Origin of the sequence: Lysinibacillus halotolerans, assembly GCF_003711845.1 — a bacterium.
Lineage (GTDB): Bacteria > Bacillota > Bacilli > Bacillales_A > Planococcaceae > Ureibacillus > Ureibacillus halotolerans.
Genome location: NZ_RHLQ01000047.1, coordinates 1 through 25,578, shown reverse-complemented (window position 1 = coordinate 25,578; position 25,578 = coordinate 1). Strand labels below are relative to the sequence as shown.

Here is a 25,578-nt window from a genome sequence, read left to right as displayed (position 1 = left end):
TTGAATTTGGTTTGACGGCCATTTTCATTATATCGAGAGGAGTTTTTAATTCCATCTCCATTACCACTCTAAAAGTATATTTTCACACGTGCAGAGCACGTGGTTTTAAAAGAATTAATAAGGCACATTTCTTATTTAAGAAATGTGCTTGAGGAAGATGTTATTTAACTAAAGCCCTCGTTATTTACATAAAGACTTACACATTAATTTCAAATTATAAAATGATGTGACAACAATAAGTAATTATTTCTTACCTTTTCTTTCTAAAAATATTGGTGCTATATTTAGTAAAATAGAAACAATTGTCAAAAACCATAATGCCCTTTCCATACCAGGTACTACATCCTCTAAAGCTGCCCAATCTTTCACTTCTACCCACTCCGATACAAGACTGTATTCTGCACAAAGTGTTAATGCTGTAAATGATAACCCCATTGCCATTGCTAGTTTGTAATCTTTACCTGTTGCATACATATAAAGATTTATAAAAGTTGCTACTATTGCAATAAGACCTATTATTAACCACATAATAATACCTCCACTTCCATTTTTAATACAGACATAAACTGTAATTATATGGTTCCCTAAGCGTCCTTTGCAACTTTTCATAAAAGAATGTTGTTTCAACAATCTGGCCCTTAATATAAAGAAAGAGCACAATTCTTACTGCAGAATTGCGCCCAATTATGAAATAACTGTAAAACTAATAAAGTTTTTTAAAAGCTGCGTTTCCTTGCCCAAGCTCCTTGCATTTTACTTAGAAATACAATTTGCCCAATATGATATGCGTTATGCATTGCTAAACTCTTTAGTTCAAGCACTAATGAATAATCTTCTCCTGGGACCTGCCTATATAAATCTTCATGCTCTGATGTTGCTAGTATTTTTTCAAGTTCACGATGAACATAAAAGAATTCTTGTTTTGTTTCCTCCCAATTTTCTAATGTCTCAGTTGGTAATTGAAATGTAGATTCATTATTTTCTGCCTTTGGTTCATTCGCTGTTTCACCAAGGAATCGCATGAGATATCTCTTTTCATAGAAAAGCAAATGACAAACTAATTCCCAAATGGAATTCATTGCCCCATCAGCTGGTTTCCAAAGTGCTTGTTCAAAAGTGACATTCTCTAGCACTTTTTCAAGTGGTGGAAACCAGTCCTCTTTATCTAAGCAACTCGCCCATTGCTGTAACAAAAGTGTCCTTACATCCATTTTCTATTCCCCCTATTTCATCCCGAAAATCGATAATCCCTTTGCTAAAATCTTCAGTTTCGGTAAGTTAATCTGGCATTACTATAATTTCGAGATGAACAATCTGATTCCCTTCCTAGCTCCACAATTGCATACCTCCTTCTTCAAGGAAAGTGTCCGATAGTAAAGAACCTTATATTTGCTTATTAGCGTAAGCTGTCTCTAAGTGTAGTCCAAAAATCGCATTATACAGTTTATATTTATCTCCTCAACAAACTAGCACCTTAAATCGAGAAAAGCACTTTCCTTATCTGAAAAGCAACCGTTACTTGAAAGCTCGCCTAAACAACCTAACTTTATGTTACACACCCGTCACTTAGCAAGGAATTATGGCTATTCCATTTAGCAGTGGCTGCTATCCCCATACATAAAACTATTTAGGGCATACATCCAACCCATGCTTTGATATTGAGCATAAACTGGTTATATGTCTAATTTCAAAAAGGAGTGTATATTGATTTATGCAATATATAGAACAAATGCCTTTCTATGGCCAGAATCCAAGGGGTCTTGACAATTGTATTTTTCGTTTTACTTATATGTGGCTTAGAAACGGTGACAATTTCTGGTTCTTTCTGACAGCTGTTGGCCACGAAAGAGCTTATGGATACAGGTTTTTCGGTGGAAGATGGAATCAATATTCAATTGCTTTAAGAAGCATTGACGCCTTCCATTGTTCTCCTCCTACTCCAACTCCATATTAGAAACCTGCTCCATGATTTTTTTCTATCGTTTAGTTAAACTTTATAAACGCCGGGGCTTTCAAATTAAATATCATCTTTTTGAATTAACGCAGTAAACCTTAGATACCTGCGTGTTCACTTATACTATGTATAATACATTAATCATTTTGGTTAGCGTTTTTATACTGAAATTAATTCAAATGCCAAAATAAATTTAATTTTAATTCTTCAAAATTTCAATTGCATTATAAAAATATGTTTTTACTTTCCTCAACAATCTGGCCCAATTGTTGAAAATAATATTTTAGAAAAAAGCCACTCCAAAAATATTGGAGTGGTATGTTTAATTGAATAGTTACTTCCTTATGAACACGTAATTACTTTTTTAGGTTGGTATTATTTATATTTGTCTGTTCCGGACCAACCCTTTCTAAAACAATTAACAAATACTTTAAGCATCATCAGATACAGAGCCATTTCCCTATCTTTTCACTTTTTCCACTTCATTATCAATAAATACTTCAATATCTACCCCTATATTATTTGCGAATTGTATAATCTTTTTATTCAAATGAATACCAGGAGTTTGAGCATCAATAAACTCAAAATAGATTCGTATAAAAACGCCTAAAGAATAACGCTCTTTATAATGTTTCCTTATTTTTTATACAAAAAATTAAACACCTTTTTTGTAAAATCTTCATAGGAAGAGAAGTATTTATTTCGCTGGTTATACCATTTGCGAACAGTCTCTACTAACCAAAAAGGGACAGGATTCCCGTCTATTAAATGATAGTACTGTTCATATCCTTTTTTTAAATGTTCCCACCGGAAATCATTACCGGGCAATATATATTCCGACACATCGAGTATTTTAGCTCTCCCGTTTTGTAGTAATATATTTTTTAAATGGATATCCCGAGGGTTCAGTCCTTTTGATCGGACATATTCCCGCGCTTCCTCCACATCATTTACAACTTGTTCTGGAATGTGAATACCTTGTAGAACACAGTCAAAGAGGGTTATTCCTTCCTCGTAGCTTATAACAAGGAATTCTTCATATGCAGCAAAACATTTAGGAAAGAAAGGGGAATCCCCTAATTTTTCATAAACTTTTGCTTCCACTTTTACTTTTTCTTTTTTGTCCTTAGCATATAATTTTAATGCAAAAGCTGGGGCGTTTACTGATTGAAAAACAGCCGCATCTGTACCCATTCCAATACACTTCAAATCATCTGCTTCACCAATAATTGTTACAGGCTCATTATTTGGATTTGATAAAACCGTAATCTTGGAAAGAGAGTCTATCGCCTTTTCCCAACTATTTTGCATATAACCTCTCCCTTCATGAACGTTTGAAATTGCATCCATTATACCCTTTCTCGCTCAATGAACCTGCATCATACGTTCCATACCTTCAACATAGGAGTCTAATTAAACAAAAAACCTTTCAATATGTTATTCTTTTTTATTATTGTTTATTAATGAACTCCATATGATTTATTGGCCAAAATTTAATATCTGCAGTTCCTAACACTTTTTCCATTGAAACAAATCCAAGGTGAGGGTCTCTACTATCAATGCTTTTTCTTCTATTGTCTCCAAGAACAAACAAGTAACCTTCTGGAACGACTTTTTCCCCTAAATATTTTTCTATTGTAAAGTCTTCAGTAAGCGTTCCATGATCTTTCAACGCTGCCTTATACTGTTCTAAATAAGGTTCATCATATTTTTGCCCATTTATATACAGAACATCGTCTTCATAAGTGATTTGATCACCTGGAAAGCCGATAATTCGTTTAATATAATTTTTTTCTTCTGTTACCTTAAATACAATGACATCAAATCGTTCATACGCTGTTAATCTCGGTCCAATCTTATTCACAATCACTCGATCGCCATCTTCAAAAGTTGGCATCATCGAAGCACCTTCTACTTTCTTAGGAGTAAAAAGGAAAAATCGAATTCCCCAAACACATATAAAGGCAATCAATGTTGCTTTAACCCATTCCAATGATTCATTTCTTTCAGTCCCTTTCCCCATCTTTCATACCCCCTTGTTCTTTTTTCAAACTAACTGTTTCCAATGAACATCTTTCTCATCTTTTTCATTTGGCTTTCTGACAAATTCAATACATCTTTCTTCACAGGCACCAAATTCAATAAAGTTTTTCTGCGCTTGTCTTAAAGATGGAATATTTGCGCCTCCTTCAATTCGGATCATCATATTGAATCCCATCATCTTCCCAATAACAAATACGGCAAATATCGTATGTACCAGGAGGTTGTTCATCTAATGTTTTATATCCACAACATGGACATGTATATTTCACCTAATCACCTCTAGTATTCTCTATGCATTTTAAGAACTTCAACAAAAGAGGCGTTCATCCCTTTTAGATAAACACCTTTGTTTAAACAAAATATGAAATTAATGGACTGGAAATTTCTAAAATTTTATGCTTATCTTTATTTTCATACCTAACTTGTTTAACGAACTTTTTGTATCATCCATTGCCTTATATTGTAAAAGTATGTAAGATAGATACATTAATTATCCAACTATAAGGAGGCAGATGATGAGCTCAACTTATATTCTCTACAATATTGTTCCTTTAGGATTTTTATTTTTACTTATGTATATTTTTATTGATATATTGCTTGATTACTTTAGAAAATCAAAAAGCAGTAATGTAAGAAGAATTCTCATATATAGTTTTCTGTTTTATTGCATCAGTTTGATCCAAATAAAATTCGGAGGTATTACCATTCCACCTCAAAATCCAAATGACATACACAGTTCCTTTCTTTCATCGAATGACTGGTTTGGTATTTATGATACGATGCATATCAATATTTCCATTTGGAGTTCGATCCTCCTCTTCATTCCTCTTGGCATTTATTTAACGGTTCTTATCCATTCGAACAATTTAAAGAAATTAGGTTTCATGATTGTTATAAGTTGCTTAGGAATAGACATTTCTCGTCTTTTATTTGAGTGGTTTGGTTTAGTGATGAGTCACTATAATATGATGGAAATCATTTATCTTTTATGTAATATAGCTGGAGGAATACTCGGATTCATCTTAGTAAATTTTGCACGAAAAGCTATACTTTCCGATAATGTGAGTGAGGCAGAAGTATAAATAATACCGTGGCCCTAAAATTGGGTCCCTTATTTCATAATGGATGCAATGATAAAAACGAATAAAACGACAAGGATGAGAATTCCTGTACCTTTCCAGTTTAAATCAGCAAAACTCCCTGCTCCGGCTTTTTTAAAGGCATTATTCATATTACCAGTAGGATTTCTTTTTCGTTCTTCTTTTCTAAGTCTTTCCCTTGTTTGCTCCGGAGTTTCTTTACCCATCTTTGTACCCCCCAACAATGAATTGAATCCATGAATAAAAAAAGGCTTCAACCTTACTCAGATCAAAGCACTTTATTTTAATCGTAATCGTCCAATCTTTAAATCAAACTTCCTCTATAATCGAATTTCCTTTACTGTCTTCCGCATCGAACCATTCCCATTTTTCATGTAATCGTATTCTGCCATCTTCTAAAATTTCAGGGGTGGAAACGCATTTTCCTCCTCTTATTTCTTTTTTCGTATTGACGTGGTTGTACTTAAACTTTAAAGAACCATCTTCATTTACAATGCCTATTAGGAAACCTTTTATAATTTCTCCGCCGCCATATGTTGCTGAAATAATATTCCCCTCTTGTTTGTAATGAAAGGTCGTTTTTGAAGAGACTTCCCCATTTGCCGTATTTTCAGTTGAAATAAACGTTCGATCATTATAATGAATCATGCTTTACCCCCTATTGAAAACCTTTTCGTACTTTATTACATATTCAATAAAATATACTTATCTCCTTCTGTAATAGCTTAAAAAAGCATTTATCCATTTAGATAAATGCTTGTAAATAATTTGTTAGGCTACACTGTCCATGTAATAAGCAGTCCTGCATGGGCTAAGCCGCCGCCAAAACCATATAATAATAGTTTTTGTCCATTTTTAATTTTCCCTTCACGTACTGCCATATCTAAAGATAATGGAATGGTAGCTGATGAAGTATTACCATAATCCACTAAGCTATATAATGTTTGTTCGATTGGGAAACTACTTTTCTCACAAATGGATTCGATCATTCTTAAATTGGCACTATGGGGAACAAACCAATCGACCTCTTCCAACTCCATATTCACATTTCCCATAACAGATTGCATTCCTTTTGGAACAGTTTTTACCGCCCATTTATAAACTTCTCTACCATTTTGAACAATGCAACCATTGCCTATTATGTCTTCTCCATTCATGCTATTCGATAGATTTGTACTATATAAATGTTTTCCTCCTTCGCCCTCCGACCCGAGATGAGTGGAGATGAAGCTAGGATTTTGTTCATCGTACTCTACTAGAACTGCACCGGCTCCGTCTCCAAAAAGAATACAAGTTGTTCTATCTGTATAATCCGTTATTTTCGAAAGTGTTTCAGCCCCAACAACTAAAACCTTTTTGTTTAAACCTGATGTAACTAAACCATTCGCCACATATAACCCGTAAGTAAATCCGGCACAAGCAACGTTTAAATCCATTGCCCCCGTATTTTTAATACCAAGTTTTGCTTGTAGCATCGAACTAACACTTGGGGTTTTGTAATCAGGCGTTAATGTACAGACGATTATCAAATCCACATCATCTACCGTTTTGTCATAACGTTCCATTAAATTTCGAACAGCTTTATAACTAATATCGCTTGTAAATTCATCTTTCCTCGTAATTCTCCGTTCCTTTATACCTGTCCGTTGAACGATCCATTCGTCATTTGTTTCGACCATTTTTTCTAAATCATAATTTGTCAGCCTTTTTTCAGGGACATAAGAACCTATCGCTGTAATGCGTGCTTTACTTTTCGTCATCATATTCACCTCATTTAGTTTTTACAATCATTTTACTAGTTACTATTATGACCTAGTACTAAATTTAGTGCAAAAAATTCCTCTTCCGTTTTTCATTTGTTTTATAAAAAAAGCGTATTTGATAAAAATATCAAATACACTTCTTCACCCTTTTACAGAGAAAATACGCTTTATTGGAGAATCGTTAGAAAAATAAATGCTCCACCACCAAATACGAAAAGTAACGCTATACTTAGTATCCACCCTAAATAACTATTAAAATTTAATAAACCAATAAACGTAGTTACATAAACTATTAATCTCTTAAAACTAGATGTTTCTACTTTGACCATTTTCAATTCTTCTTTCAACTCTGAATAACCTAATGGAATCAAACATAGACCTAAAAAAACAAGTATAATACCTATCATTAATGGTGACATATTTGTACACTTCCTAAAGCAGCTTGTTGTCTTCATTATAGGTGATTATTCTACTAATCATCTATATTTATCTTAGAGAAATCGTTAAACATTTTTCCAGCATGCACAGATGTACTAAAAAAAGAAACTGTAGGCAATCACGATTTTCATCATTTTTACCTACAGTCTTTTACGTTTATATTATTTAAGTTTCATTGCATCCTTCATAATTTGTGGTAAGTCGGTATTATCGTGGAACCCTACAAATTTATCGGATTTTGGACCGAATGCAAAGACAGGAACTTGGGCTGCAGTATGACCATATCTTGTCCAACCAATACCTGCACGTTCACTGATAACTTTATTGATCGCTGATTTCGCATCTTCTGCTTGTTGAACAGTAGCAACTTCTGCATCTGTTAATTCAATACCAGTATATTGTAATACCACTTCTTTTACATTTGAACGGTCTGCGTTTAATTGACTCGCCATAAATTCACCCGTAGCTGTTACATTTTTAAGAACGTCAGCTGTTGTATTTGATGATGAAGAAGAGCCTACTGAAATACCACCTGTTTCATGGTCTCCAGCCACTACGACTAAAGTATTGCCATCTTCTTTTGCAAATTCAATTGCCTCTTGAACTGCTTCTTCAAAAGCTTTTGTTTCATGCATAGCATAAGCTGCATCATTGGATTCGCCAGCCCAGTCAATTTGACTTCCTTCTACCATTAAGAAGAAACCATCTTTATCTTGGTTTAAAGTATCAATTGCCTTTTCTGTCATTTCAGCTAAGCTTGGTTCTTCCGTATCAACACGGTCAAATTCAGGCGCAAGGGCTTCACCTGCGAATAAACCAAGTAATTTTTCTCCCTTTTCTACATTTACCTTTTTAACTTGTTGTAACTGTTCACGGGTTTCAACAAATTCAAACCCTTTTTCTTGTGCTTCATCGATTAAGTTTAGTTCAGTTTGTTTACCACCTTTTGATGTTGGTAAGAAGTTATTTTTACCTCCACCTAAGATGACATCCACACCGCTTTCTTGAATGTATTGGCGAGCGATTTCAGTTTCGTTGCTACGGTGTTCTACATGGGATGCAAAACTAGCAGGAGTTGCATGGGTAATCGTAGAAGTGGCAACTAAACCTGAAGATTTACCTGCTTCTTCCGATGCTTCAAGAATTGTTTTTACTTTATTTCCTTCTGGATCAAAACCAATGACACCATTGTTTGTTTTAATACCTGCAGACATCGCTGTACCTGCAGCAGCTGAATCTGTAATATCCGCATTGGCTGAAAAAGTCGTGTACATTCCTTTAATGTGGGTATCCCATACAGCTTCCTCCCCTTTGAAAATACGGTAATTGGCAGCGTGATTTGCACCGAATCCGTCTGGAATCATATAAATAACATTTTCCACAGCTTTATTTCCATTTTGTTTCCCTTGGGAAGCATCTTTTTTTGCAGCATCGGCAGTACTTAAACCTACTCCTGATAGAACAAGTCCTGTACTTAACGCAATTAGACCAACTTTTTTAAACATGAAAACCTCTCCTTAAAAAATATGATTTATATTACGTTAGTAGATTACGTGTTCTGTATTAATTGGGAATGAATCGGTTGTAAATGTTCAATGACAAAATTTTAGTCAAAATACCTATGGAAAATTTTTAAAATAATTTAATTTTAATTCTATCATCCTACTTAGATGATATTTTCGATGAATCTATTGGAAACTTCCAAGAAATTATCAATGTTTCTATTTACAAAGTTTACAATAGAAACTTATTAGAAAGAGGGTTTTTCAATTATTCTTTAACTCTTACTTCCCTTTTGGAAGGATGTAGGCTAAATAGGCACAAAATGATCGAGACTACTAACATGATGAAAACACCTATAATGACAACAAACTGAATTGATAGTACTTGTGCCATCACCCCCATCACGCTTGTCATCAGAATGATCATCAACGCTTGTATTAAATTATAAATACTTCCGATTCTCCCCATTATTTCAACCGGTATATTCGTTTGATAAAACGTTAGAAATCCAGTATTTGCAAAGGCATTAAAAAAAGCGAGGAAAAAGAAGCCAACTGCAGCTACTGAAAAGGAATTTGAAAAAGCATAAATCACATAACCAATTGATACAAGCAGAGGGCCCATACCGATTAATACAGATAGTTGAACCTTTTTTACAATTAATGCGTTCACCATCGCTCCAATCATAATCCCTGCCCCTGCAATTGAAACTAAAAATCCGTACTGTCCGTCGGATAGCAATAACACTTCTTTTGCAAACGCTGCCTCAAGGGAATCGACAGCGCTGGCCATAATCATCATGACGGAACTAAATAAAATATAAATAGTCATTATGTAGCGAAATTGACGACTGAAATCGATAACAACGGACCAATCCTTTTTCATTGTCTCTAGCGTGATCATGTTATCAGTTGAAGTGTTTATACTATCCTTTTCTAAGTGTGGCATAAATAATGTAATAATCCCTGATAGAAATAATGCGATGGCATTAATATAAATCGCTAATGTTGGAGTTCCGACTAAAAATAAGAATCCTGCAATAGCGGGACCAATTAAGAAGGCACCCGATGTTACTAAACTATGAAGAGAATTAAATTGCTTTCGTTTTTCGGGTGAAATTAATTTTGTAATGTATGTCATGGATGTTGGGCCAAATATGGAACTCGCCATATTTAGAAGAAAAACGAACATGTATAGGAGCGTAATTGACGAAAAGAACGGTAATAAAGCAATTAGTAACGCTCTGAATACATCTAAGAAAACCATTAATTTTCTTTTATTCAATCGATCAATCATACTTCCTGCCCAGAAATTTGTACATAAAGTAGCGAAAGGTTTGATGATATACAATATGGAGACAGCAAGTGGAGAATCTGTCATATTTAGAACGATTAAATTTAGAGAAAGAAAATAAATCCAATCTCCAATGTTTGAAACACCAATACTAAATAATAAGATAGACGGATATTTCCAAGATTCCATTTTCTTTAAGTTCATTTCTTTATCCCCCTTTTTATAATTAAAAATAAAAAAATCCCGTTCCCAAGACTCTACAATGTAAAGTCTTGGGGACGAGATTTTTAATCGCGGTGCCACCCCAGTTTATTAATATGTCGCCATATTAACCTTATTAGGTACATGTTTTATACCCTAGCTCGATAACGGGAGCTCCCGCCATATCTACCTTTAAATTACGATATGATACTCAGAGGCTTGCTTCAATAAATCTTTCTTACTCCATTCTCACCATTCAGGAGCTCTCTGAAAAGAAATCATTTATCTACTCTTCTCTTCATCGCTTTTTCATTATTAGTCCTATACTACAAGGATTCATACGCTATGTAAACCGTATTTTTATTCACCACTACATCATGACATTATTTCAAATTTTTAGAAATCTAAGGATAAGCTAAAACAAACTGTATAATAGTAATCGGACTATTTCGATAGTTTTATAAACGCCCAAGGAGGACATATGATGAAAAAGATTTCATACATTCTATTTTTATTAATGATTGCTTTACTAACTGCTTGTTCGGACGATAAGCAAGATACGAAAGCTAGTGAAGAGACGAAAGAAGAAGGCCTTAATGTAGACAAAGGTCTATTAAACGTTGAAGTAACGTTACCTGCTTCTATGTTTGAGGGAGAAGAAGATATTGATACGGTGATTGCAGATGCTGAAGCTGATGGTATCGATAAGGTGACAAAAAATGATGACGGTTCCGTTACTCTTAAAATGTCAAAATCGAAACATAAAGAATTGATGAACGAAATAGAAACATCGATTAAAGAGTCTATCGAAGAAATGAAAACAAGTGGAGACTATGCATCTATTAAAGATATTGCCCATAACGATAAGTTTACGGACTTTACTGTAGTAGTAGATAAAGCAGCTTATGAAAATAGTATGGATGGATTTGTAGCGCTTGGCCTAGGTATCTCTGGTGCGATGTACCAACTTTATGATGGAGCAAATCCAGATGATTATAAAGTAACCGTTTCGGTAAAAGATGAAGCCACTGATGAAGTGCTTGATGAAATGGTATATCCAGATGACTTAGAAGATATAGAAACGGAATAAGCAATTAGCATTCACACTTTAAACAGCGGAATAACTATTTCCGCTGTTTTTTATCATTCGCACACAAATATTTCTTAATGTTCAAAATAATGGTAAAATCATTTGTAATCATTTATATAAGGAGAGATTCTTTTTGACAACTACTACAAATGGTAAGTCAATTATGAAAGAGATAACAATTAATGTCCCTCTGAACTTCGTTTGGTATGCTTGGACAATCTCCGAAAGAGTTTCCGAATGGTTTGCACCAGAGAGCATAGTAGAGCCGGAAGAAGGCGGTGCGTACGAACTTTATTTCATACCAGGAAATAGAACGGGTATGAATACGAAAGGTTGTAAAATTATTAAACTCATTAATGAACAAGAGCTTCAATGCACTTGGAAAGGTCCCGATCAATTCGACACATTAATGAACAACGAAAACGACTTAACAACTGTTAAAGTAAATTTTACACCTATCAATGAAAATTCAACAAAGGTCGTTATTTTGCATACTGGATTTAAAGATCGTGATGGCTGGATTGAGGCTATTAATTGGCATGAAATGGCTTGGTCAGGTGTGTTAGAAAGCTTAAAATCAGCTCTTGAAAAAGGCGAAGGTCAATTATGTTGCCAACCTTTAAAATAAAACAACGCTGAAAACTATTAAAATAGGATGCAGCGTTGTTTGATTAAATAAGAAAAGAGTGATGGATTGACACTCTCAAATTTAGATTGTCTTGCGTGTATTTTTTCATGGCAAATCGTGGGATTGGTTGAGCCTATACCCGTTCGAGTTTTTTATATGGCTTCGAAGGATATTCAACTCGGATGGCATCTCCCGGTTTTACTTCACCGCTTTCCAAAACAATACCCATGATTCCTGCTTTTCGTATGAGATTTCCATTAGCATCTTTTTCTACGACTGCTTTTAACAATCCCGGTTTAAAGTCATCGATTTGACCACATGGATTACGTAATCCTGTCACTTGTACAATGGCCTTCTCCCCTATGTATAGCTTTGTGTCAGTAGGTAGTTCAAGGAGATTGATGCCAACGGTCGTAATATTTTCACCCATTTGCCCTGGTTCAACCGTAAAATCGTCTTTTAACTCTTCAAACAACTCGTTTTGAATTAAATGGACTTGTCTTAAATTTGGTTGGTTAGGATTTTGGGCAACTCTCGAGCGATGTTTTACCGTAGAACCGAAGTGGGCATCCCCCTCCACACCTAAGCCTTTTACCAACTGGATACGCTCTTGATTATCTTTACTAAAGGTATGCTTACTACTTAAACTGACCGCTATAACAGTTCCTAACATTAAATTTTCTTCCTGCACCATTGCCTCTCTCCTTCCCTCTGTTTATTATTCAAAAAATCTCTCATTATTCCTTCTTCAATCGGACTTTAACTTCATCTATTTTATAGAAGAAATGAATTCTATTTTAAAATTTTCGTAATATAAATAAATAAGAGAACAAAAAAGGAGGATTAAAATGAATGCATTGCTAACAGTTATTCCCCTTTTCCTTATACGGTATGGTTTACTAAGTCTAATAAATAAGCAGGGGCTTAGACGTGCAGCTTTTTATGCCCCGCTATTAGGAAAAGAACAAATTGCTTACTATATATATCAAGTGACGACCGTTCTTATACTATTAAGTTTATTTTTTCTCAACATTAAACCCGATTCTCTTTTATTTAATATCGGACTAGTTGTCTATATTTTAGGGATTGTTTTATATGCGGTATCTACAATCAATTTTGCCAACCCTAAAATGAATGGAATAAATGTAAACGGGCTATATAGAATCTCCCGTAACCCGATGTATGTTGCCTATTTTATTTATTTTTTAGGCTGTGTTTTACTTACCCAATCATGGATTTTATTTGGGTTATTAATCATTTTCCAATCCTCATCTCACTGGATTATTCTTTCAGAAGAAAGATGGTGTATAAAGAAATTTGGTGCCGACTATATAAAATATATGAATAAAGTGAGACGCTATATTTAAAAGTGTAAAGTAGTAATTACTAAAAGCGTTCATCTTTTATTAAATTAGTGACTTTAAAATTCAATATAAAAAGGTTGTAGTTCATCATTTAAGCAGTACTCAATTCTTTGTTTGAAGTTTTTCCAAGTGACCATTTTCAATGCTTGGTGGATTGGAAAATAACCTACTTCTAAACTTTCAGAACTTGTAGTTGGCACTCCTCCGATAGGTTTACCTAAAAATAATGTATTGCATATACACCCTTGGACATTTTGAAAGACGCCACAAAACTTCGTAATTTCAATATCAATACCGGATTCTTCTTTCGTTTCTCGAATGGCCGCGTCCTTTAAAGATTCCCCTTCTTCTACTTGACCACCTGGCATTTCCCAGCCTCTTTTAGGTCCTTTAATTAATAAAATTTCATGATCATCATTTAAGACAATCGTTGCAGCTGAAATAATATGTTTTGGTGTAGCCATCTAAAGTGAACCTCCCCATAAAAATCCTCTTTTTCATTATTCAATAAAAGGTTCATGATCCCCTCTCTAAAAATTATTTGTTACTTCTTCATCTTATAGCCAATATAGAGAATGAAGAACCAAACAGGGGCTACGAATAATGCAACGCGCATATCCGGAATGAAGGCCATTAAAACGATAACAAGGGCTAAGAATATTAGGGCTAAATAAGTTGAAATCGGGTAGAACGGTACTTTAAATTTAATTTTTTCCCCTTCCAATTTCGTTTTTGATTTTCTAAAACTTAACTGGGCTAAGAGAATAATTGTCCAGCTCGTAATGACCGCAACGGTTGCCACTGCGGAAATATATAAAAATACTTTTTCAGGAACAATATAATTCAACACAACAGCCACTAGTAAAAAGAATGAAGAAAATAAGATGCCCCGTCTTGGACTACCATTCTTGCTAAGGGTTTTAAAAAATTTTGGTCCGTTATTTTGCAAAGATAAATTGTAAAGCATTCTTCCTGAACCAAATAAACCACTATTAAAGGCCGATAACGCCGCTGTTATGACAACGAAGTTTATAATATGGGCTGCGCCTGGAATACCAACATTATCAAAAATTAATACAAAGGGACTTCCGTTAGATCCGACTTCATCCCACGGATATAAAATCATCATGATGCCTAATGCACCGATGTAGAAGATTAATATTCTCCAGACAACATTATTAATAGCAGAAGGAATCGATTTTTGAGGATTCTTTGCCTCTCCTGCTGTAATACCGACTAACTCGACGCCACCAAAGGAGAACATCACAAGTACAAGGGACATTAAGATTCCTTCAAATCCATTTGGTACAAAACCTCCATGGGACCATAAATTATCAAAACCAATTGGCTCACCATTGTTACCAATACCAAATAAAATAATGCCTAATCCGAGGATAATCATCCCAATAATAGCGACTACTTTAATCATCGCAAACCAAAATTCAAACTCCCCAAACGCCTTTACATTCGCAAGGTTTACAATTGTAATGAGGATGAGAACGACAAGGGCTGACACCCATTGGGGAATATCCGGGAACCAATAATTCACATAAACACCGACTACCGTTATTTCGGCCATTCCAACGACAATCCACATAAACCAATAAGTCCAACCCGATAAATACCCTGCAAAGGGGCCTAAATAACGATTTGCATATGTACTAAATGAACCCGATACAGGTTCCTCTACAGCCATTTCTCCTAGTGCCCTCATAATGGTAAAAATAACGAATCCACCTATTAAATAGGAAAGTAAAATCGCTGGTCCAGCCATTTGAATGGTTGCACTAGAGCCATAAAACAAGCCAACCCCAATAGAACCACCTAGGGCAATTAACTGGATATGTCGGTTGCTTAAACCTCTTTGAAGCTTTTTATTTTCACTCAAAATGTATTCCTCCTTAAATGTTCGAGATTTTCTCCATTGCAAGTTCGATAAAAACAAAGGAATAAAAAAACGCCCTTTTGGATTAACCAAAAGGACGATTCAATTCGTGTTACCACCTTTTTTCATAAGCAACTCACATTGCTTATCTTCGTAAGTACGGTCATTTCCGACGATACTTTAGCACATAGTGACGGATGCCAAACCGGTGTAGCCTACTAAGGAAACCCTTTTCAGTACACAGCTCCAAGATGAATTCACAATTGTTCAACATGCACCTCTCATCAACCGGTTACTTTCTGTCTGTTAACATGATTGCTACTAATTCTTTTCATAGCCTTTGTTCTTATATTTCGTTTTGCAAATATTTTTCGAATTGTTTATTATTTTATAGATTAATTTCAATTTGTCAATATAGTCTCATTTTCAAAAATAAAAAATAAGATTATTTATCTATTGTTGTGAACAATCTTATCGATTCGATTATAGAAGGTTCAATATAATTTGCCTTGAAACTCCCCTCTTTATAATTTCCCGATTTCTTTCATTTCTAAAAAATCCTCTTCTCGAATTTCCCTTTTTTCCGTTAGTAAAAGGGATTGGAAGGTTTCGAATAAGTCTTGAATTTCTTTTTGTTCGTTGATTAATTCCATACCTTTGTGATAGGTATCTTCATCTTTGTACCTTGTAATTTCTAACCATTTTGTTTCTTCAGTTTTGCTATTTAAATAGACTGTATGGAAATCTAAATAACGATTGTAAATTTCGGAGGCTTTTTCTTGAATGGCTAAATATTGCTCCACTTTATCCTTTTGAATATGGTACTCGTATATTTTGACAAACATTTATTTCCGCCCACTTCCCATCTTCTTGGCTTCCATTGATTTTTCATGCTCAAGTAGCCATTCCTTTCTCCACAGACCACCTGCATAACCGGTTAATGTTCCGTTCGAACCAATGACTCGATGGCATGGGATAACGATACTTAATTTGTTTTTACCGTTGGCGCTGCCGACTGCGCGAATCGCTTTTTCGTTTCCAATCGTAACGGCAAGCTCTTTATATGATTGGGTTTTGGCATATGGGATTTCTGTTAACGTATTCCATACTTCTCTTTGAAAATCCGTTCCTTTTAACTCATACGGGAAAGTAAACTCTTGGCGAATGCCTCGAAAATATTCATCTAGTTGGTTATAACAATCGATTAAAGAAGTAGGTGTTTCTGCTTGTACCCATTCCGCGCCGCTTTCGTTTTCAATGAATAAAATGGATTGGACTGCTTGTTCTGTTCCAATAATTTCGATTACCCCAATTGGTGATTTGTATTCTACTTTAAACGTTGTCATATATTGACCTCCAAAGATAAAAGGTTGCATAGGCTTGCCAACCTGTCCAGCTAGCCGCATAGTCTTCTATTTCCTCGATTGTCGGTTTCCGCTCCAAGCCTAATTGCTCTTTTAAAGCGTTATGAAGCCCGACATCTGAGATTGGGAATGCAGATGGATCCCGCAAGCATTTCATGATGACATAATGGGCTGTCCATGCTCCAATTCCTCTTATTTCTCTTAATGCTGTTTCGATTTGTGGGAGTTCCTTTTTCTGAAGCAATTGTTCCTTAGATAATTCCCCTTCTGCCATCATTTTTGCAATGCCAATCGTATATTCAGCCTTCCTCGTCGTAAATTGCAATTTCTTTAAATCGTCCACATTTAAAGCGGCGATTTTTTCATAGGATGGAAATAACCAATACTGCTTACCTTCATAGGTTAAACATTTCCCAAATTGCTCCACAAAACGTTTCTTTAATGTGTAGGCAAAGGTTAAATTAATTTGCTGACCGATAACGGCCCAAACGAGGGCTTCGAATAAATCTGGGATCCCAATGATCCGTAAGCCCTTATATGTTGACACAACATTTTTTAAAATTTTGTCGTTGTTAGCCATTTGGTAAAAGCCTTCTAAATCTTTGTCTAAATCAAACCATTCTGAAACAAACTCCCCTACTTTTTCACGGGCAAACTTAGATGGAACGGTCATCGGAAATTCTACCTTTATGGCGCCGTCACTAAAACTGATTTTACATAAAACCAATTCATCATGGACTTTGATTAATTTATAGACCGCTTCCCCGTTTATTTGATGGAGAATTTCCTGGTTAGATCTACCTAAAAAAATGAGACATTCTTCAAAATGAAAATCAGTCGGTGGATATAACTCGATAGTAGATTCAGCATCAATCCATTTCATAGAGAAGTTCCTTTCGATATTCACTAGGTGAACAGTTTTTTAAAGCTCGAAATACTTTATAAAAATTAGAAGGACTTTGGAATCCAACTTCGTAACAGATTTCTAAATTTGTTAAGTTAGTATTTTTCAATAAATAAGCCGCTTTATCGATACGTATTTTTTCTAAATACGTACGGGGTGTCTCATTCGTTTCTTGTTTAAATAATCGTTCCAAATAGAAAGGACTTAACCCTACTTGTTCCGCTATATCCTTTAATCCAATCGATTGTTTATAGTGATTTACTAAAAACGTTATAATTGCTCGAACTGTTTCGATATGTGGAGAGTGCACTACTTCCGGTTGACACCTTTTACAAGGACGGTAACCAGCGTTTTCAACTTCATTAATATCATGGTAAAATTCCACATTCACCTTCTTTGGCTTTTTTGATCTGCAAGAAGGACGACAATAAATTTTCGTTGTTTTCACAGCCGTAAAAAAGAGACCATCATACTTCCGATCACAGGCAATGATTTTTTCCCACATCTCTTCAAATGATAGATGAATACTCGTCACCATGTTCCCACCTCTTCCACTTTAGTATCTCCCGTAACCCCTTTGCCTTTAAGCATATTACAATTTACAAGTACTGGTAAAGATAATGTGCTTTTAAAGTTTACTGGATTCATTTTAACAAGGAATCCCCCTTTATTTCGTCCTCATTCTTGCTGTTATGATCTAGTTGAAAGTGGTTGTTTAACTATGGAAATAGAATCTATAATGGAAACAAATGAATAGATTTTTACTGTGGAGGTAGTTATTTGTTATATAGTCCTAAATGGAGTAAAGCAAAGAAACATTTGAAAAGTTTAGTTTGTGATACATTACGATCAAGGGTCGACTTTCAAGTAATCAATTACCGAAGAGCCCATGATCAATTAGGCAGAGCGGTTATTACTATCGATAAAGTAGAAAAACTTAGTATGTGTACAATTACAGCAGAACGAGCGGAACATTACAAAGAGTGGGAGATAAGAGCTCATTTTGATAATTACGATTTCGATGATGTGGAAAACAATATTTCGATTCAAGATGAGGCTCATCAACAATTAAAAAAAGAAGGAATCTATGGTCAATATGACTTCTTCTTTACATTAGAACAATATTTTAACTCATCTATTGAAGACTCATTACAATCTACAGATATTTTAATGAAAATATTATGTTTATTAGATCGCCGTGTCGGAAAAAGAACTTTACTTAAAATGAAAGATTCCATTTTAACGGAACACGAACTCGTTCAGGAGTTTTATAAACTCCGTTGCGAAGCAGAAAAGCTATCTATTACTGCGTAAAAAGTGGGGATACTACCCCACTTTTTTTTTGTTTTGCATTCAATTTTATTCTAAAAATTAAAACTTGATTTTCTTTTTTATTTTCGTTATTATATATCTAAATGATACATATCTTTTAGATAGGTGGTCTGCTAGTGAAAGGTTATAATGAAACGACTTATGCCATTTTAGGAATTTTAACGACGGATTGCCGATCTGGCTATTCGATTAAACAATTTATCGATCGAAGTCTTAATCATTTCTGGAAGATTAGTTACGGACAAATTTATCCAACATTAAAATTCATCGTACAAGAAGGTTTAGCGGAAGTTCATACCGCTACCACTTCAGGTAAACCAGATAAAAACGAATACACTTTAACTCCAAAAGGAATTGAAACTTTAAGAAAATGGCTTGAGCATCCGATTGAACAACTTCCCGCCGAACGCAATGAGATTCTACTAAAATTATTTTTCGGACGATTCCAAACCCGTGAAACGACCATCTCCCTCCTTGAAAATTACAAACAAAAATTACAAACGCGCATGGAAACATATCAATCGATTGAACAGGCCATTATCGATTGTGCAGACGAAAATGATATGGACGCAATGTATTGGTTATTTACTTTAGACTATGGAAAGAGAGTCACGAGAGCTGCAATTGACTGGTGTAATGTTACCCTTGAGAAGTTCATAGCTGAGGAGGAGTCATAATGACCAAAGAGGTTTTCACTGGCCGTTATACGACGGAAAATACAGAGGATATCGTTGTATTCATCATTGGAATGCGAGTTAATAAACGTCTAGCTATTCACAAATGGTTACCAGTATTTAACGCGATGCCTGGGATGATTAAGGAACTTTATTCCCATAAAGATGAATTAGGCTTTTTATCGATGGAAAGTTATTTCGGTTTAAGAACGACGGTCATGATTCAATATTGGCGTTCAATGGATGATCTTCTTGCTTATGCAAAATCAGAAAAACATTTAACTGCATGGAAACATTTTAATCAAAAGGTCGGTAACAATAATGCCGTTGGAATTTACCATGAGACCTATCAACTAAAATCAGAACAATATGAAGCTTTTTATGGCAATATGCCCGCTTATGGCTTAGGAAAAGCATTGAACCCCGTTGCCGTAACTTCAAAACTGAATTCTGCCCGAGATCGACTTAATTTATAAAATTCACGTTAAAAACCTTTAATCTATTCGATTGAAGGTTTTTCCTTTTAATTGAAACAAATATTTTCCCAATATTGTATACAATAGACTACTCCATTATAATTTGTATCACAAGAACAATGAATGGAGGATGAGATGGGATGAATTATGATGTCATTATAATTGGTGCAGGTTCAATGGGTATGGCAGCGGGTTATTTTTTATCGACAAGTGGGAAAAAGACTTTATTATTAGATGCCTGTACCCCACCTCATAACAAAGGGAGTCATCACGGGGAAACTAGAATTATTCGATACGCTTATGGTGAAGGTGAAGAATATGTTCCCTTTGTCCTTAGAGCACAGGAATTATGGAATGACTTAGAAAAAGCAACTGGGAAGCAATTATTTCTCCAGACAGGAGTTTTAAATGTGGGCAAGGAACATTCGGATTTTATCCAAAATACGATTTCGAGTGCGAAAAAATATTCATTACCATTAGATATTCTGTCTTCAAAAGAAGTACATAATCGCTGGCCTGGCATAACACTACCGAATGATTTTATTGGCTGCTTTGAACCAACGTCTGGCGTGCTAAAATGCGAAGAAAGTATAAAAGCTTACCAAGAACTTGCCGAATTAAACGGTGCGACAATCTTAACAAATAGTCAGGTAAAAGACATTTTGATTAAGGATGACAGAGTAACGATAAAGACCGACAATCAGACCTTTTACTCGGATGCATTAGTCGTTTCAGCAGGTGCATGGTCAGGAAGCCTTCTTTCAATGTTAGACTTAGAGCTTCCCCTCTCACCAGTTAGAAAAACGTTTGCTTGGTTTCAGGCGGATGAAAAAATGTATCATCAAGATCATTTCCCTGCCTTTACCTTTGAAACACCAAATGGACAATATTATGGTTTTCCAAGTATTGATGGCGCCGGATTAAAGGTAGGTCGACATGATGGCGGAGATCAAATCCATCCAGATGAATCCATCCTTCCCTTTGGAGAATTACCAGAAGATAAAGGAGATTTAATTCATTTTTTACATCAATACATGCCTAAAATCAGTCAATTACAATATGGAAAAACGTGCATGTATACCCTTACTCCTGATGAGGATTTTATCATCGATTTACATCCTAACTACTCTAACGTGGCCATCGCAGCAGGTTTCTCTGGACACGGATTTAAATTTAGTAGTGCCGTTGGACAAGCATTAAGTCAATTAATCCTTTCTGGTCAATATGATATCGATTTATCGCCCTTTTCAATAAATCGTTTTAAAAATTAATAGATAAAAGCGAATCTTATAGAAAATGGAAGTAGATTCCTCTTATAAATCCATCAAAAAGGGAAACTTTTAAAGTATAATAAGAGTGGTAAAAAATTTTCGGGGGGCCGTAATATTATGGTTTCAGATAAAAAAAGCGCTCAAATATATGCCTATGAATACATTCGGGATCGTATGTTAGACGGCACTTATAAAGGTGGTATGAAGGTCGTTGAAGAACGGCTTGCCGATGAAATTGGGGTAAGTCGTACACCGATTCGCGAAGCAATTCGACGACTTGAACAAGAAGGATTAATTAAGGACAAGCATATTTATGATCCGACCGTTCAAGATTTGATCAACATATATGAAATGCGTATTTTAGTAGAAAGCTTTGCAGCCCAAAAAGCAGCAAAACATATGACTCCAGAAACACTAAAAGAACTTAAAAACACGTTAAAGGAATCTCGAAAAGCACAGTCAAAAAATATATACGCTGCCAATCAACGCTTCCATGATTTGATCGCTGGAGAATGCCGTAATCCAAAAATGATTGAAATATTGGAAAAGGTCCGTACGGTGTTCTATTTATTTAGTTTAAAGTTAGACATTTATAAACGTCCGCAATTACTTGATGAGCACGAAGAAATTTACAAAGCAATCGAGGAGCGAAATGAAGAACTTGCCGGTGAACTGATGGCAAATCATTTAAGAAATGACCGAGACTTTACCCTAGAAGAGCTATCAGCGGTAAGTGGTAAATAAGTTAATTGAAACATAACCTAACTATTCTCGTCTATCGAATAGTTAGGTTTTACTTATGGTCTGCATGTTGATTACTAATTTTCAAAGTCTTCTTTTAATAAGGAATACATATATAGGTTATCAAATTTCCCACTGGTAAACTCGTAATTTCTTAAAAGTCCTTCTTTTATAAACCCTTGTCTTTCCACTAGCTTTTGTGATGCTTCATTTGGTGGTTCGATTAATGCTTGTATCCGTTGTAAGTTAAGCTGTTCGAATCCATATTTAATCACGGCTTCGATTGATTCCTGTGCAATTCCTTGTCCCCAGTAATCCTTGCTTAGTTCAAAGCCAATATCTGAACGAAAATGTTGGGAAACTATATTTAGAAAGCCACAACTACCAATGACTTCGCCTTTGCCTTTTAACGTAATCCCCCATCGAATACCCGTATTGTTTTCTCTTATGGATTGATACCAAGCTATTTCATCTAAAGCTTCGTCTACTGATTGAAATGGTGCTAATCCATAGTATTTCATCACTTCTTTATCAGATAAATAGGTAAAAATATTTTCCGCATCTTCTGGCGTGATTTCCCTTAAAACTAAACGGTCCGTTTCAAGGATAGGAAATTTGTTTTCTATCACTTTCCCACTCCCTACTTTCTTTTGATTGTTTTTATTTGTTCCAATAATTTTTCTCAAAAAATTGAACGATTTCCTCTTTATAATGGTATGTATCATTTATCTTTTGCAATAAATCAAGATTATGAGTATGGGCTTTTCCTGTTTCAAGTAGTTCTCGATATAAATCAAGATACGGTAGTTTTTTCTGAATGGCCCTATTGAATTCTTTTTCTATGTCATAGGAAACTTTTTTAAATTTCACCTCTGCCATCCCTTTATCATCTATTTCAAGAATGGCATATTGGGCACGTTGGTTGGAATGTAAATTGTCCCATCTGTAAAACGGTTGTCCGATTGTTCCCGGGTTAATAATTAATTGATCATTGCTACTATAGCGTAACAATTGATGATGGGTATGCGCATAAATAGCAATATCATAATCTTGATCAAATAACTGATCAAAGTTTTCCTGATGGTTAGTCGGCCATAAATCCCCACCATAACTTTTATTTTGCAAATGATGATTAATACTAATAGATAGATGATTCACTTGTTTTGTTATATGTAATGGTAAATTTTTAAGGCGATTCATATTGTTTTCATTTAAATTTTCACACTGATATTGGGCTAACCGGGAAACATAAATATCCGTCGCGTTATCAAAATCAATTTCTTTATTAAGGACATCAAGGAAGCTGTCTTCCCAGTTCCCCTTTACATAAGTAGTAACTTTAAGCCGATCTAATATTTCAAATAACTCATTTGTCCCTGGCCCAGGCATGATTAAATCTCCTAAAAACCAATAGTCAGTGACACCTTCATGAACCGCATCTTCGACAACCGCCTCTAACGCCGTTGTATTTCCATGGACATCTGCTAATAATGCAATTCTATGTTTCATCTATATTTTCCTCCAGAATGATTAAAAAGATATTATATCCGGACAATGTGACAGTACAAATTTAATAAATGTTAAAATACAATAAAGTGATTTAATTTTAATATTTAAACAATTTTTTTAAAAATAGCACCCGACTGTTGAAAATCATTTTTGACGATTAAGAAAAATACCTTTTCAATAAAGTCTTTTTGTATAACTTTCCTGAAGTCTTTCAGCAATTACATCAACACTAGAGTTTGGAATCTTAGCGTGTTCAAATAAAATTTTAGCAGCAGTTGGTAATGTTTCTTTATTAGCCCAAGAGGACGGTTCCCATAATTTTGACCTCTTAAAGGCTTTTGCACAATGTATGAAACATTCCTCTACTTCCACTACAATACCTACAATAGGTTTTTGTCCTTTAACAGCCATCTTTTCAAGTAGTTCATCATCTTTTACCAAACAAGCCTTCCCGTTAACTCTGAGTGTTTCTCCTAATCCCGGAATAAAAAATAAAAGACCCACTTTCGGATTTAATAAAATATTACGCATAGAATCTATTCTTTTGTTTCCTGGTCTTTCTGGAATAATTAAATGCTTATTATCAAGTACATGAACAAAACCAGGCATATCCCCTCTTGGTGAAACATCACAGAAACCTAAATTATCAGAAGTTGAAATTACTAAAAAAGGTGACATAGAAATAAAATCATAACAATGATGGTCTAAATCTGTAATCATCTTTCTTATTACTAATTCACTCGGAAATCCAATAATAGAACGTAATTCTTCTTCAGTTTCAATAGTATTTTTAAATTTATTATTTTGTTCCAAACAGACTTCGCTCCTTCGATTTACGACTAATATAGGAACTGCTGATATAAATAAAGTGACAATAAGAATTATTTCTTACCTTTTCGTTCTAAAAATATAGGTGCTATATTTAGTAAGATAAAAACAATTGTCATAAACCATAATGCCCTTCCGTAATTAGGTACTTCACCCAAAAGTGACCAATCTTCCTTTTTTACCCACTCCGATACAAGACTGTATTCTGTACAAAGTGTTAATGCTGTAAATGATAACCCCATTGCCATCGCGAACTTGTAATCTTTACCTGTTGCATACATATAAAGATTTACAATAGTGGCTACTAAAGCAAAAAGACCTATTATTAGCCACATAATGATGTCTCCAATTCTTCCCTTTTTTATATAGACTTTAATTGTAATTATATGGTTCCCAATACGTCCTTTGACAACCTTTCATATAATGTTGTTCAACAATCTGACTCTTTAATCGAATAAAACACTTTCCTTATTCTAAAGTGACCCCCAAATGTTAGACACAAATTTATCATTTGGAGTGCAGTTCAATTCAAGGAAAGTGCCCGATTGTGGAAAATCGTTATTTAACAAGGCCCTCATTAGTTATACATAAAGACTTACATAGTAATTACATATCAATATATAATGGATTTCATTAACGTACAGTCACTTCCAATAGAGCATGTCAGCATTATTAGTCATTGAAATTAACTTCAATTACATTGCTTAATTACCTTGTAAAATATGTGACAAGTGAGATTGCCCAGGATATAACACAGAAAAATACTAGTATGACAACTAGATTAAAAAAGGAGAATGCAAATAGTGTAAAGCCTGTGAAAAGTGTTGAAAGAACTAAACTCCACAGTACCCTTCTTTTAATACTCACCATTGCTTGAAAGACAATAAAAACAATTGCAATTAATATCGGCCACCAATAGATGATGGAATTTACCAACATGACAAAAACCCCTTTTAATTCATTATATAGTGATATAAAATAGATAACTACCAAAATATGTATTTCGCTCTAGGTTTTTTTTACACTTCCCTACTTATAAGCACTTCTCAACAATATCGCCCTTTAATTTGAATAAAGCACTTTCCTTATTCAAGGAGGTACTGCACCCCAAAAGTTAGAGTAAAAAAACTAACTTTTGGGGTGATTTTTTATAACTAAATATAATGAAGAATTTAAATTGATGGTGGTTCAAGAATATTTAAGTGGCTCACTAGGAT

Annotated in this window: 32 protein-coding genes, 1 pseudogene and 2 other annotated features; of the genes and pseudogenes, 9 read left to right on the top strand and 24 right to left on the bottom strand. The window is 34.6% G+C overall.

What is annotated here, in order from left to right:
• Positions 1–243: 243 nt before the first annotated feature.
• From EC501_RS15135 to EC501_RS15105, 6 genes and pseudogenes are all read right to left on the bottom strand, one after another.
• Positions 244–528: a hypothetical protein gene (locus EC501_RS15135; RefSeq protein WP_122973201.1), complete on the bottom strand. Its 285-nt coding sequence runs from the start codon at positions 526–528 to the stop codon at positions 244–246.
• A gap of 188 nt (positions 529–716) precedes the next feature.
• A complete protein-coding gene (locus EC501_RS15130; RefSeq protein WP_122973200.1) occupies positions 717–1,211 on the bottom strand; it encodes a DinB family protein in 495 nt (164 codons plus the stop codon).
• Positions 1,212–2,414: 1,203 nt separating this feature from the next.
• Positions 2,415–2,594 (bottom strand): DUF4279 domain-containing protein, encoded by a 180-nt coding sequence (locus tag EC501_RS18830; RefSeq protein WP_122973198.1) that lies wholly within the window; start codon positions 2,592–2,594, stop codon positions 2,415–2,417.
• Positions 2,591–3,265, bottom strand: coding sequence for a serine/threonine protein kinase (locus EC501_RS15115; RefSeq protein WP_122973206.1), 675 nt, complete (start codon positions 3,263–3,265; stop codon positions 2,591–2,593). The genes EC501_RS18830 and EC501_RS15115 overlap by 4 nt, the downstream gene beginning before the upstream one ends.
• 139 nt (positions 3,266–3,404) lie before the next feature.
• Positions 3,405–3,977 carry a signal peptidase I gene (gene lepB / locus EC501_RS15110; protein ID WP_122973197.1) on the bottom strand — a complete coding sequence of 191 codons (573 nt, stop codon included), beginning with the start codon at positions 3,975–3,977 and terminating at the stop codon, positions 3,405–3,407.
• A gap of 24 nt (positions 3,978–4,001) precedes the next feature.
• A pseudogene (locus EC501_RS15105) lies at positions 4,002–4,266 on the bottom strand (CPCC family cysteine-rich protein).
• Between the two features lie 246 nt (positions 4,267–4,512).
• On the opposite strand from EC501_RS15105, the gene EC501_RS15100 reads away from it, so the two are divergent.
• Positions 4,513–5,079, top strand: a complete 567-nt coding sequence (locus EC501_RS15100) for a hypothetical protein (RefSeq protein WP_241559369.1) — start codon at positions 4,513–4,515, stop codon at positions 5,077–5,079.
• A 29-nt stretch (positions 5,080–5,108) separates the two neighbouring features.
• On the opposite strand, the gene EC501_RS15095 is transcribed toward EC501_RS15100, so the two are convergent.
• From EC501_RS15095 to EC501_RS15070, 6 genes are all read right to left on the bottom strand, one after another.
• The gene (locus EC501_RS15095) at positions 5,109–5,303 is read right to left on the bottom strand and encodes a DUF6366 family protein (RefSeq protein WP_122973195.1); all 195 of its coding nucleotides are present in this window, start codon (positions 5,301–5,303) and stop codon (positions 5,109–5,111) included.
• Positions 5,304–5,406: 103 nt separating this feature from the next.
• Positions 5,407–5,745, bottom strand: a complete 339-nt coding sequence (locus EC501_RS15090; RefSeq protein WP_174232705.1) for an avidin-fold protein — start codon at positions 5,743–5,745, stop codon at positions 5,407–5,409.
• Positions 5,746–5,873: 128 nt separating this feature from the next.
• Positions 5,874–6,857, bottom strand: a complete 984-nt coding sequence (locus EC501_RS15085) for a ketoacyl-ACP synthase III (RefSeq protein ID WP_174232704.1) — start codon at positions 6,855–6,857, stop codon at positions 5,874–5,876.
• A gap of 170 nt (positions 6,858–7,027) precedes the next feature.
• Positions 7,028–7,279, bottom strand: coding sequence for a hypothetical protein (locus EC501_RS15080; protein WP_122973193.1), 252 nt, complete (start codon positions 7,277–7,279; stop codon positions 7,028–7,030).
• Between the two features lie 180 nt (positions 7,280–7,459).
• Positions 7,460–8,803 carry an alkaline phosphatase gene (locus EC501_RS15075; RefSeq protein ID WP_122973192.1) on the bottom strand — a complete coding sequence of 448 codons (1,344 nt, stop codon included), beginning with the start codon at positions 8,801–8,803 and terminating at the stop codon, positions 7,460–7,462.
• Between the two features lie 265 nt (positions 8,804–9,068).
• Positions 9,069–10,298, bottom strand: a complete 1,230-nt coding sequence (locus EC501_RS15070) for an MFS transporter (RefSeq protein WP_122973191.1) — start codon at positions 10,296–10,298, stop codon at positions 9,069–9,071.
• Between the two features lie 67 nt (positions 10,299–10,365).
• Positions 10,366–10,606 (bottom strand) — a binding site (T-box leader).
• A gap of 173 nt (positions 10,607–10,779) precedes the next feature.
• Between EC501_RS15070 and EC501_RS15065 the strand changes: the two genes are divergently transcribed.
• Both EC501_RS15065 and EC501_RS15060 read left to right on the top strand, forming a co-directional pair.
• Complete coding sequence (locus EC501_RS15065) at positions 10,780–11,385, top strand: membrane lipoprotein lipid attachment site-containing protein (RefSeq protein WP_122973190.1); 606 nt, start codon at positions 10,780–10,782, stop codon at positions 11,383–11,385.
• Between the two features lie 133 nt (positions 11,386–11,518).
• The gene (locus EC501_RS15060) at positions 11,519–12,013 is read left to right on the top strand and encodes an SRPBCC family protein (protein ID WP_241559368.1); all 495 of its coding nucleotides are present in this window, start codon (positions 11,519–11,521) and stop codon (positions 12,011–12,013) included.
• Positions 12,014–12,146: 133 nt separating this feature from the next.
• Here the strand turns inward: EC501_RS15060 and EC501_RS15055 are convergent, their stop codons facing one another.
• A complete protein-coding gene (locus tag EC501_RS15055; RefSeq protein WP_241559367.1) occupies positions 12,147–12,707 on the bottom strand; it encodes an MOSC domain-containing protein in 561 nt (186 codons plus the stop codon).
• 154 nt (positions 12,708–12,861) lie between these two features.
• Here EC501_RS15055 and EC501_RS15050 point away from each other — a divergent pair, with 154 nt between their 5' ends.
• The gene (locus EC501_RS15050; RefSeq protein WP_122973189.1) at positions 12,862–13,380 is read left to right on the top strand and encodes a methyltransferase family protein; all 519 of its coding nucleotides are present in this window, start codon (positions 12,862–12,864) and stop codon (positions 13,378–13,380) included.
• Between the two features lie 53 nt (positions 13,381–13,433).
• Here EC501_RS15050 and EC501_RS15045 read toward each other — a convergent pair whose 3' ends face one another.
• The 6 genes from EC501_RS15045 to EC501_RS15020 all read right to left on the bottom strand — a co-directional run bounded on the left by EC501_RS15045 (position 13,434) and on the right by EC501_RS15020 (position 18,068).
• Positions 13,434–13,841: an NUDIX hydrolase gene (locus tag EC501_RS15045; protein ID WP_122973188.1), complete on the bottom strand. Its 408-nt coding sequence runs from the start codon at positions 13,839–13,841 to the stop codon at positions 13,434–13,436.
• 80 nt (positions 13,842–13,921) lie between these two features.
• Positions 13,922–15,265 carry an amino acid permease gene (locus tag EC501_RS15040; protein ID WP_122973186.1) on the bottom strand — a complete coding sequence of 448 codons (1,344 nt, stop codon included), beginning with the start codon at positions 15,263–15,265 and terminating at the stop codon, positions 13,922–13,924.
• Between the two features lie 87 nt (positions 15,266–15,352).
• Positions 15,353–15,606: a binding site (T-box leader), on the bottom strand.
• Between the two features lie 180 nt (positions 15,607–15,786).
• Positions 15,787–16,107: a hypothetical protein gene (locus tag EC501_RS15035; protein ID WP_122973184.1), complete on the bottom strand. Its 321-nt coding sequence runs from the start codon at positions 16,105–16,107 to the stop codon at positions 15,787–15,789.
• Positions 16,108–16,608: a methylated-DNA--[protein]-cysteine S-methyltransferase gene (locus EC501_RS15030; protein WP_122973183.1), complete on the bottom strand. Its 501-nt coding sequence runs from the start codon at positions 16,606–16,608 to the stop codon at positions 16,108–16,110. It abuts the gene before it with no gap.
• Positions 16,595–17,509 (bottom strand): DNA-3-methyladenine glycosylase family protein, encoded by a 915-nt coding sequence (locus EC501_RS15025; protein WP_122973181.1) that lies wholly within the window; start codon positions 17,507–17,509, stop codon positions 16,595–16,597. The genes EC501_RS15030 and EC501_RS15025 overlap by 14 nt, the downstream gene beginning before the upstream one ends.
• Positions 17,496–18,068: a bifunctional transcriptional activator/DNA repair enzyme AdaA gene (locus EC501_RS15020; RefSeq protein ID WP_122973180.1), complete on the bottom strand. Its 573-nt coding sequence runs from the start codon at positions 18,066–18,068 to the stop codon at positions 17,496–17,498. Before EC501_RS15020 ends, EC501_RS15025 begins: the two co-directional genes overlap by 14 nt.
• Before the next feature lie 242 nt (positions 18,069–18,310).
• Here EC501_RS15020 and EC501_RS15015 point away from each other — a divergent pair, with 242 nt between their 5' ends.
• From EC501_RS15015 to EC501_RS14995, 5 genes are all read left to right on the top strand, one after another.
• Positions 18,311–18,844, top strand: a complete 534-nt coding sequence (locus tag EC501_RS15015; RefSeq protein ID WP_122973178.1) for an SF0329 family protein — start codon at positions 18,311–18,313, stop codon at positions 18,842–18,844.
• Positions 18,845–18,978: 134 nt separating this feature from the next.
• The gene (locus EC501_RS15010; protein WP_122973176.1) at positions 18,979–19,539 is read left to right on the top strand and encodes a PadR family transcriptional regulator; all 561 of its coding nucleotides are present in this window, start codon (positions 18,979–18,981) and stop codon (positions 19,537–19,539) included.
• Complete coding sequence (locus EC501_RS15005; protein WP_122973174.1) at positions 19,539–20,012, top strand: DUF4188 domain-containing protein; 474 nt, start codon at positions 19,539–19,541, stop codon at positions 20,010–20,012. The genes EC501_RS15010 and EC501_RS15005 overlap by 1 nt, the downstream gene beginning before the upstream one ends.
• Before the next feature lie 140 nt (positions 20,013–20,152).
• Entirely contained in the window at positions 20,153–21,283 is a 1,131-nt protein-coding gene (gene solA, locus EC501_RS15000) for an N-methyl-L-tryptophan oxidase (protein WP_122973172.1), read from the top strand.
• 117 nt (positions 21,284–21,400) lie between these two features.
• Entirely contained in the window at positions 21,401–22,027 is a 627-nt protein-coding gene (locus EC501_RS14995; RefSeq protein ID WP_122973170.1) for a GntR family transcriptional regulator, read from the top strand.
• A 74-nt stretch (positions 22,028–22,101) separates the two neighbouring features.
• On the opposite strand, the gene EC501_RS14990 is transcribed toward EC501_RS14995, so the two are convergent.
• From EC501_RS14990 to EC501_RS18425, 5 genes are all read right to left on the bottom strand, one after another.
• Positions 22,102–22,650, bottom strand: coding sequence for a GNAT family N-acetyltransferase (locus EC501_RS14990; RefSeq protein WP_122973202.1), 549 nt, complete (start codon positions 22,648–22,650; stop codon positions 22,102–22,104).
• A gap of 34 nt (positions 22,651–22,684) precedes the next feature.
• Positions 22,685–23,533: a metallophosphoesterase family protein gene (locus EC501_RS14985; protein WP_122973169.1), complete on the bottom strand. Its 849-nt coding sequence runs from the start codon at positions 23,531–23,533 to the stop codon at positions 22,685–22,687.
• 174 nt (positions 23,534–23,707) lie between these two features.
• Positions 23,708–24,346 (bottom strand): pyridoxamine 5'-phosphate oxidase family protein, encoded by a 639-nt coding sequence (locus tag EC501_RS14980; RefSeq protein WP_122973167.1) that lies wholly within the window; start codon positions 24,344–24,346, stop codon positions 23,708–23,710.
• Between the two features lie 68 nt (positions 24,347–24,414).
• On the bottom strand, positions 24,415–24,696 hold the full coding sequence (locus tag EC501_RS14975; protein WP_122973165.1) for a hypothetical protein: 282 nt from the start codon (positions 24,694–24,696) through the stop codon (positions 24,415–24,417).
• 373 nt (positions 24,697–25,069) lie between these two features.
• Complete coding sequence (locus tag EC501_RS18425) at positions 25,070–25,300, bottom strand: hypothetical protein (protein ID WP_158599726.1); 231 nt, start codon at positions 25,298–25,300, stop codon at positions 25,070–25,072.
• Between the last annotated feature and the right edge of the window lie 278 nt (positions 25,301–25,578).

What these genes read in the sequence shown, in the direction of transcription:
- EC501_RS15135 (WP_122973201.1), bottom strand. Translation starts at nt 528, where the DNA reads ATGTGGTTAATAATAGGTCTTATTGCAATAGTAGCAACTTTTATAAAT.
- EC501_RS15130 (WP_122973200.1), bottom strand. Translation starts at nt 1,211, where the DNA reads ATGGATGTAAGGACACTTTTGTTACAGCAATGGGCGAGTTGCTTAGAT.
- EC501_RS15115 (WP_122973206.1), bottom strand. Translation starts at nt 3,265, where the DNA reads ATGCAAAATAGTTGGGAAAAGGCGATAGACTCTCTTTCCAAGATTACG.
- lepB (WP_122973197.1), bottom strand. Translation starts at nt 3,977, where the DNA reads ATGGGGAAAGGGACTGAAAGAAATGAATCATTGGAATGGGTTAAAGCA.
- EC501_RS15100 (WP_241559369.1), top strand. Translation starts at nt 4,513, where the DNA reads ATGAGCTCAACTTATATTCTCTACAATATTGTTCCTTTAGGATTTTTA.
- EC501_RS15095 (WP_122973195.1), bottom strand. Translation starts at nt 5,303, where the DNA reads ATGGGTAAAGAAACTCCGGAGCAAACAAGGGAAAGACTTAGAAAAGAA.
- EC501_RS15090 (WP_174232705.1), bottom strand. Translation starts at nt 5,745, where the DNA reads ATGATTCATTATAATGATCGAACGTTTATTTCAACTGAAAATACGGCA.
- EC501_RS15085 (WP_174232704.1), bottom strand. Translation starts at nt 6,857, where the DNA reads ATGACGAAAAGTAAAGCACGCATTACAGCGATAGGTTCTTATGTCCCT.
- EC501_RS15080 (WP_122973193.1), bottom strand. Translation starts at nt 7,279, where the DNA reads ATGTCACCATTAATGATAGGTATTATACTTGTTTTTTTAGGTCTATGT.
- EC501_RS15075 (WP_122973192.1), bottom strand. Translation starts at nt 8,803, where the DNA reads ATGTTTAAAAAAGTTGGTCTAATTGCGTTAAGTACAGGACTTGTTCTA.
- EC501_RS15070 (WP_122973191.1), bottom strand. Translation starts at nt 10,298, where the DNA reads ATGAACTTAAAGAAAATGGAATCTTGGAAATATCCGTCTATCTTATTA.
- EC501_RS15065 (WP_122973190.1), top strand. Translation starts at nt 10,780, where the DNA reads ATGAAAAAGATTTCATACATTCTATTTTTATTAATGATTGCTTTACTA.
- EC501_RS15055 (WP_241559367.1), bottom strand. Translation starts at nt 12,707, where the DNA reads ATGGTGCAGGAAGAAAATTTAATGTTAGGAACTGTTATAGCGGTCAGT.
- EC501_RS15050 (WP_122973189.1), top strand. Translation starts at nt 12,862, where the DNA reads ATGAATGCATTGCTAACAGTTATTCCCCTTTTCCTTATACGGTATGGT.
- EC501_RS15045 (WP_122973188.1), bottom strand. Translation starts at nt 13,841, where the DNA reads ATGGCTACACCAAAACATATTATTTCAGCTGCAACGATTGTCTTAAAT.
- EC501_RS15035 (WP_122973184.1), bottom strand. Translation starts at nt 16,107, where the DNA reads ATGTTTGTCAAAATATACGAGTACCATATTCAAAAGGATAAAGTGGAG.
- EC501_RS15030 (WP_122973183.1), bottom strand. Translation starts at nt 16,608, where the DNA reads ATGACAACGTTTAAAGTAGAATACAAATCACCAATTGGGGTAATCGAA.
- EC501_RS15025 (WP_122973181.1), bottom strand. Translation starts at nt 17,509, where the DNA reads ATGAAATGGATTGATGCTGAATCTACTATCGAGTTATATCCACCGACT.
- EC501_RS15020 (WP_122973180.1), bottom strand. Translation starts at nt 18,068, where the DNA reads ATGGTGACGAGTATTCATCTATCATTTGAAGAGATGTGGGAAAAAATC.
- EC501_RS15005 (WP_122973174.1), top strand. Translation starts at nt 19,539, where the DNA reads ATGACCAAAGAGGTTTTCACTGGCCGTTATACGACGGAAAATACAGAG.
- solA (WP_122973172.1), top strand. Translation starts at nt 20,153, where the DNA reads ATGAATTATGATGTCATTATAATTGGTGCAGGTTCAATGGGTATGGCA.
- EC501_RS14995 (WP_122973170.1), top strand. Translation starts at nt 21,401, where the DNA reads ATGGTTTCAGATAAAAAAAGCGCTCAAATATATGCCTATGAATACATT.
- EC501_RS14985 (WP_122973169.1), bottom strand. Translation starts at nt 23,533, where the DNA reads ATGAAACATAGAATTGCATTATTAGCAGATGTCCATGGAAATACAACG.
- EC501_RS14975 (WP_122973165.1), bottom strand. Translation starts at nt 24,696, where the DNA reads ATGTGGCTAATAATAGGTCTTTTTGCTTTAGTAGCCACTATTGTAAAT.
- EC501_RS18425 (WP_158599726.1), bottom strand. Translation starts at nt 25,300, where the DNA reads ATGTTGGTAAATTCCATCATCTATTGGTGGCCGATATTAATTGCAATT.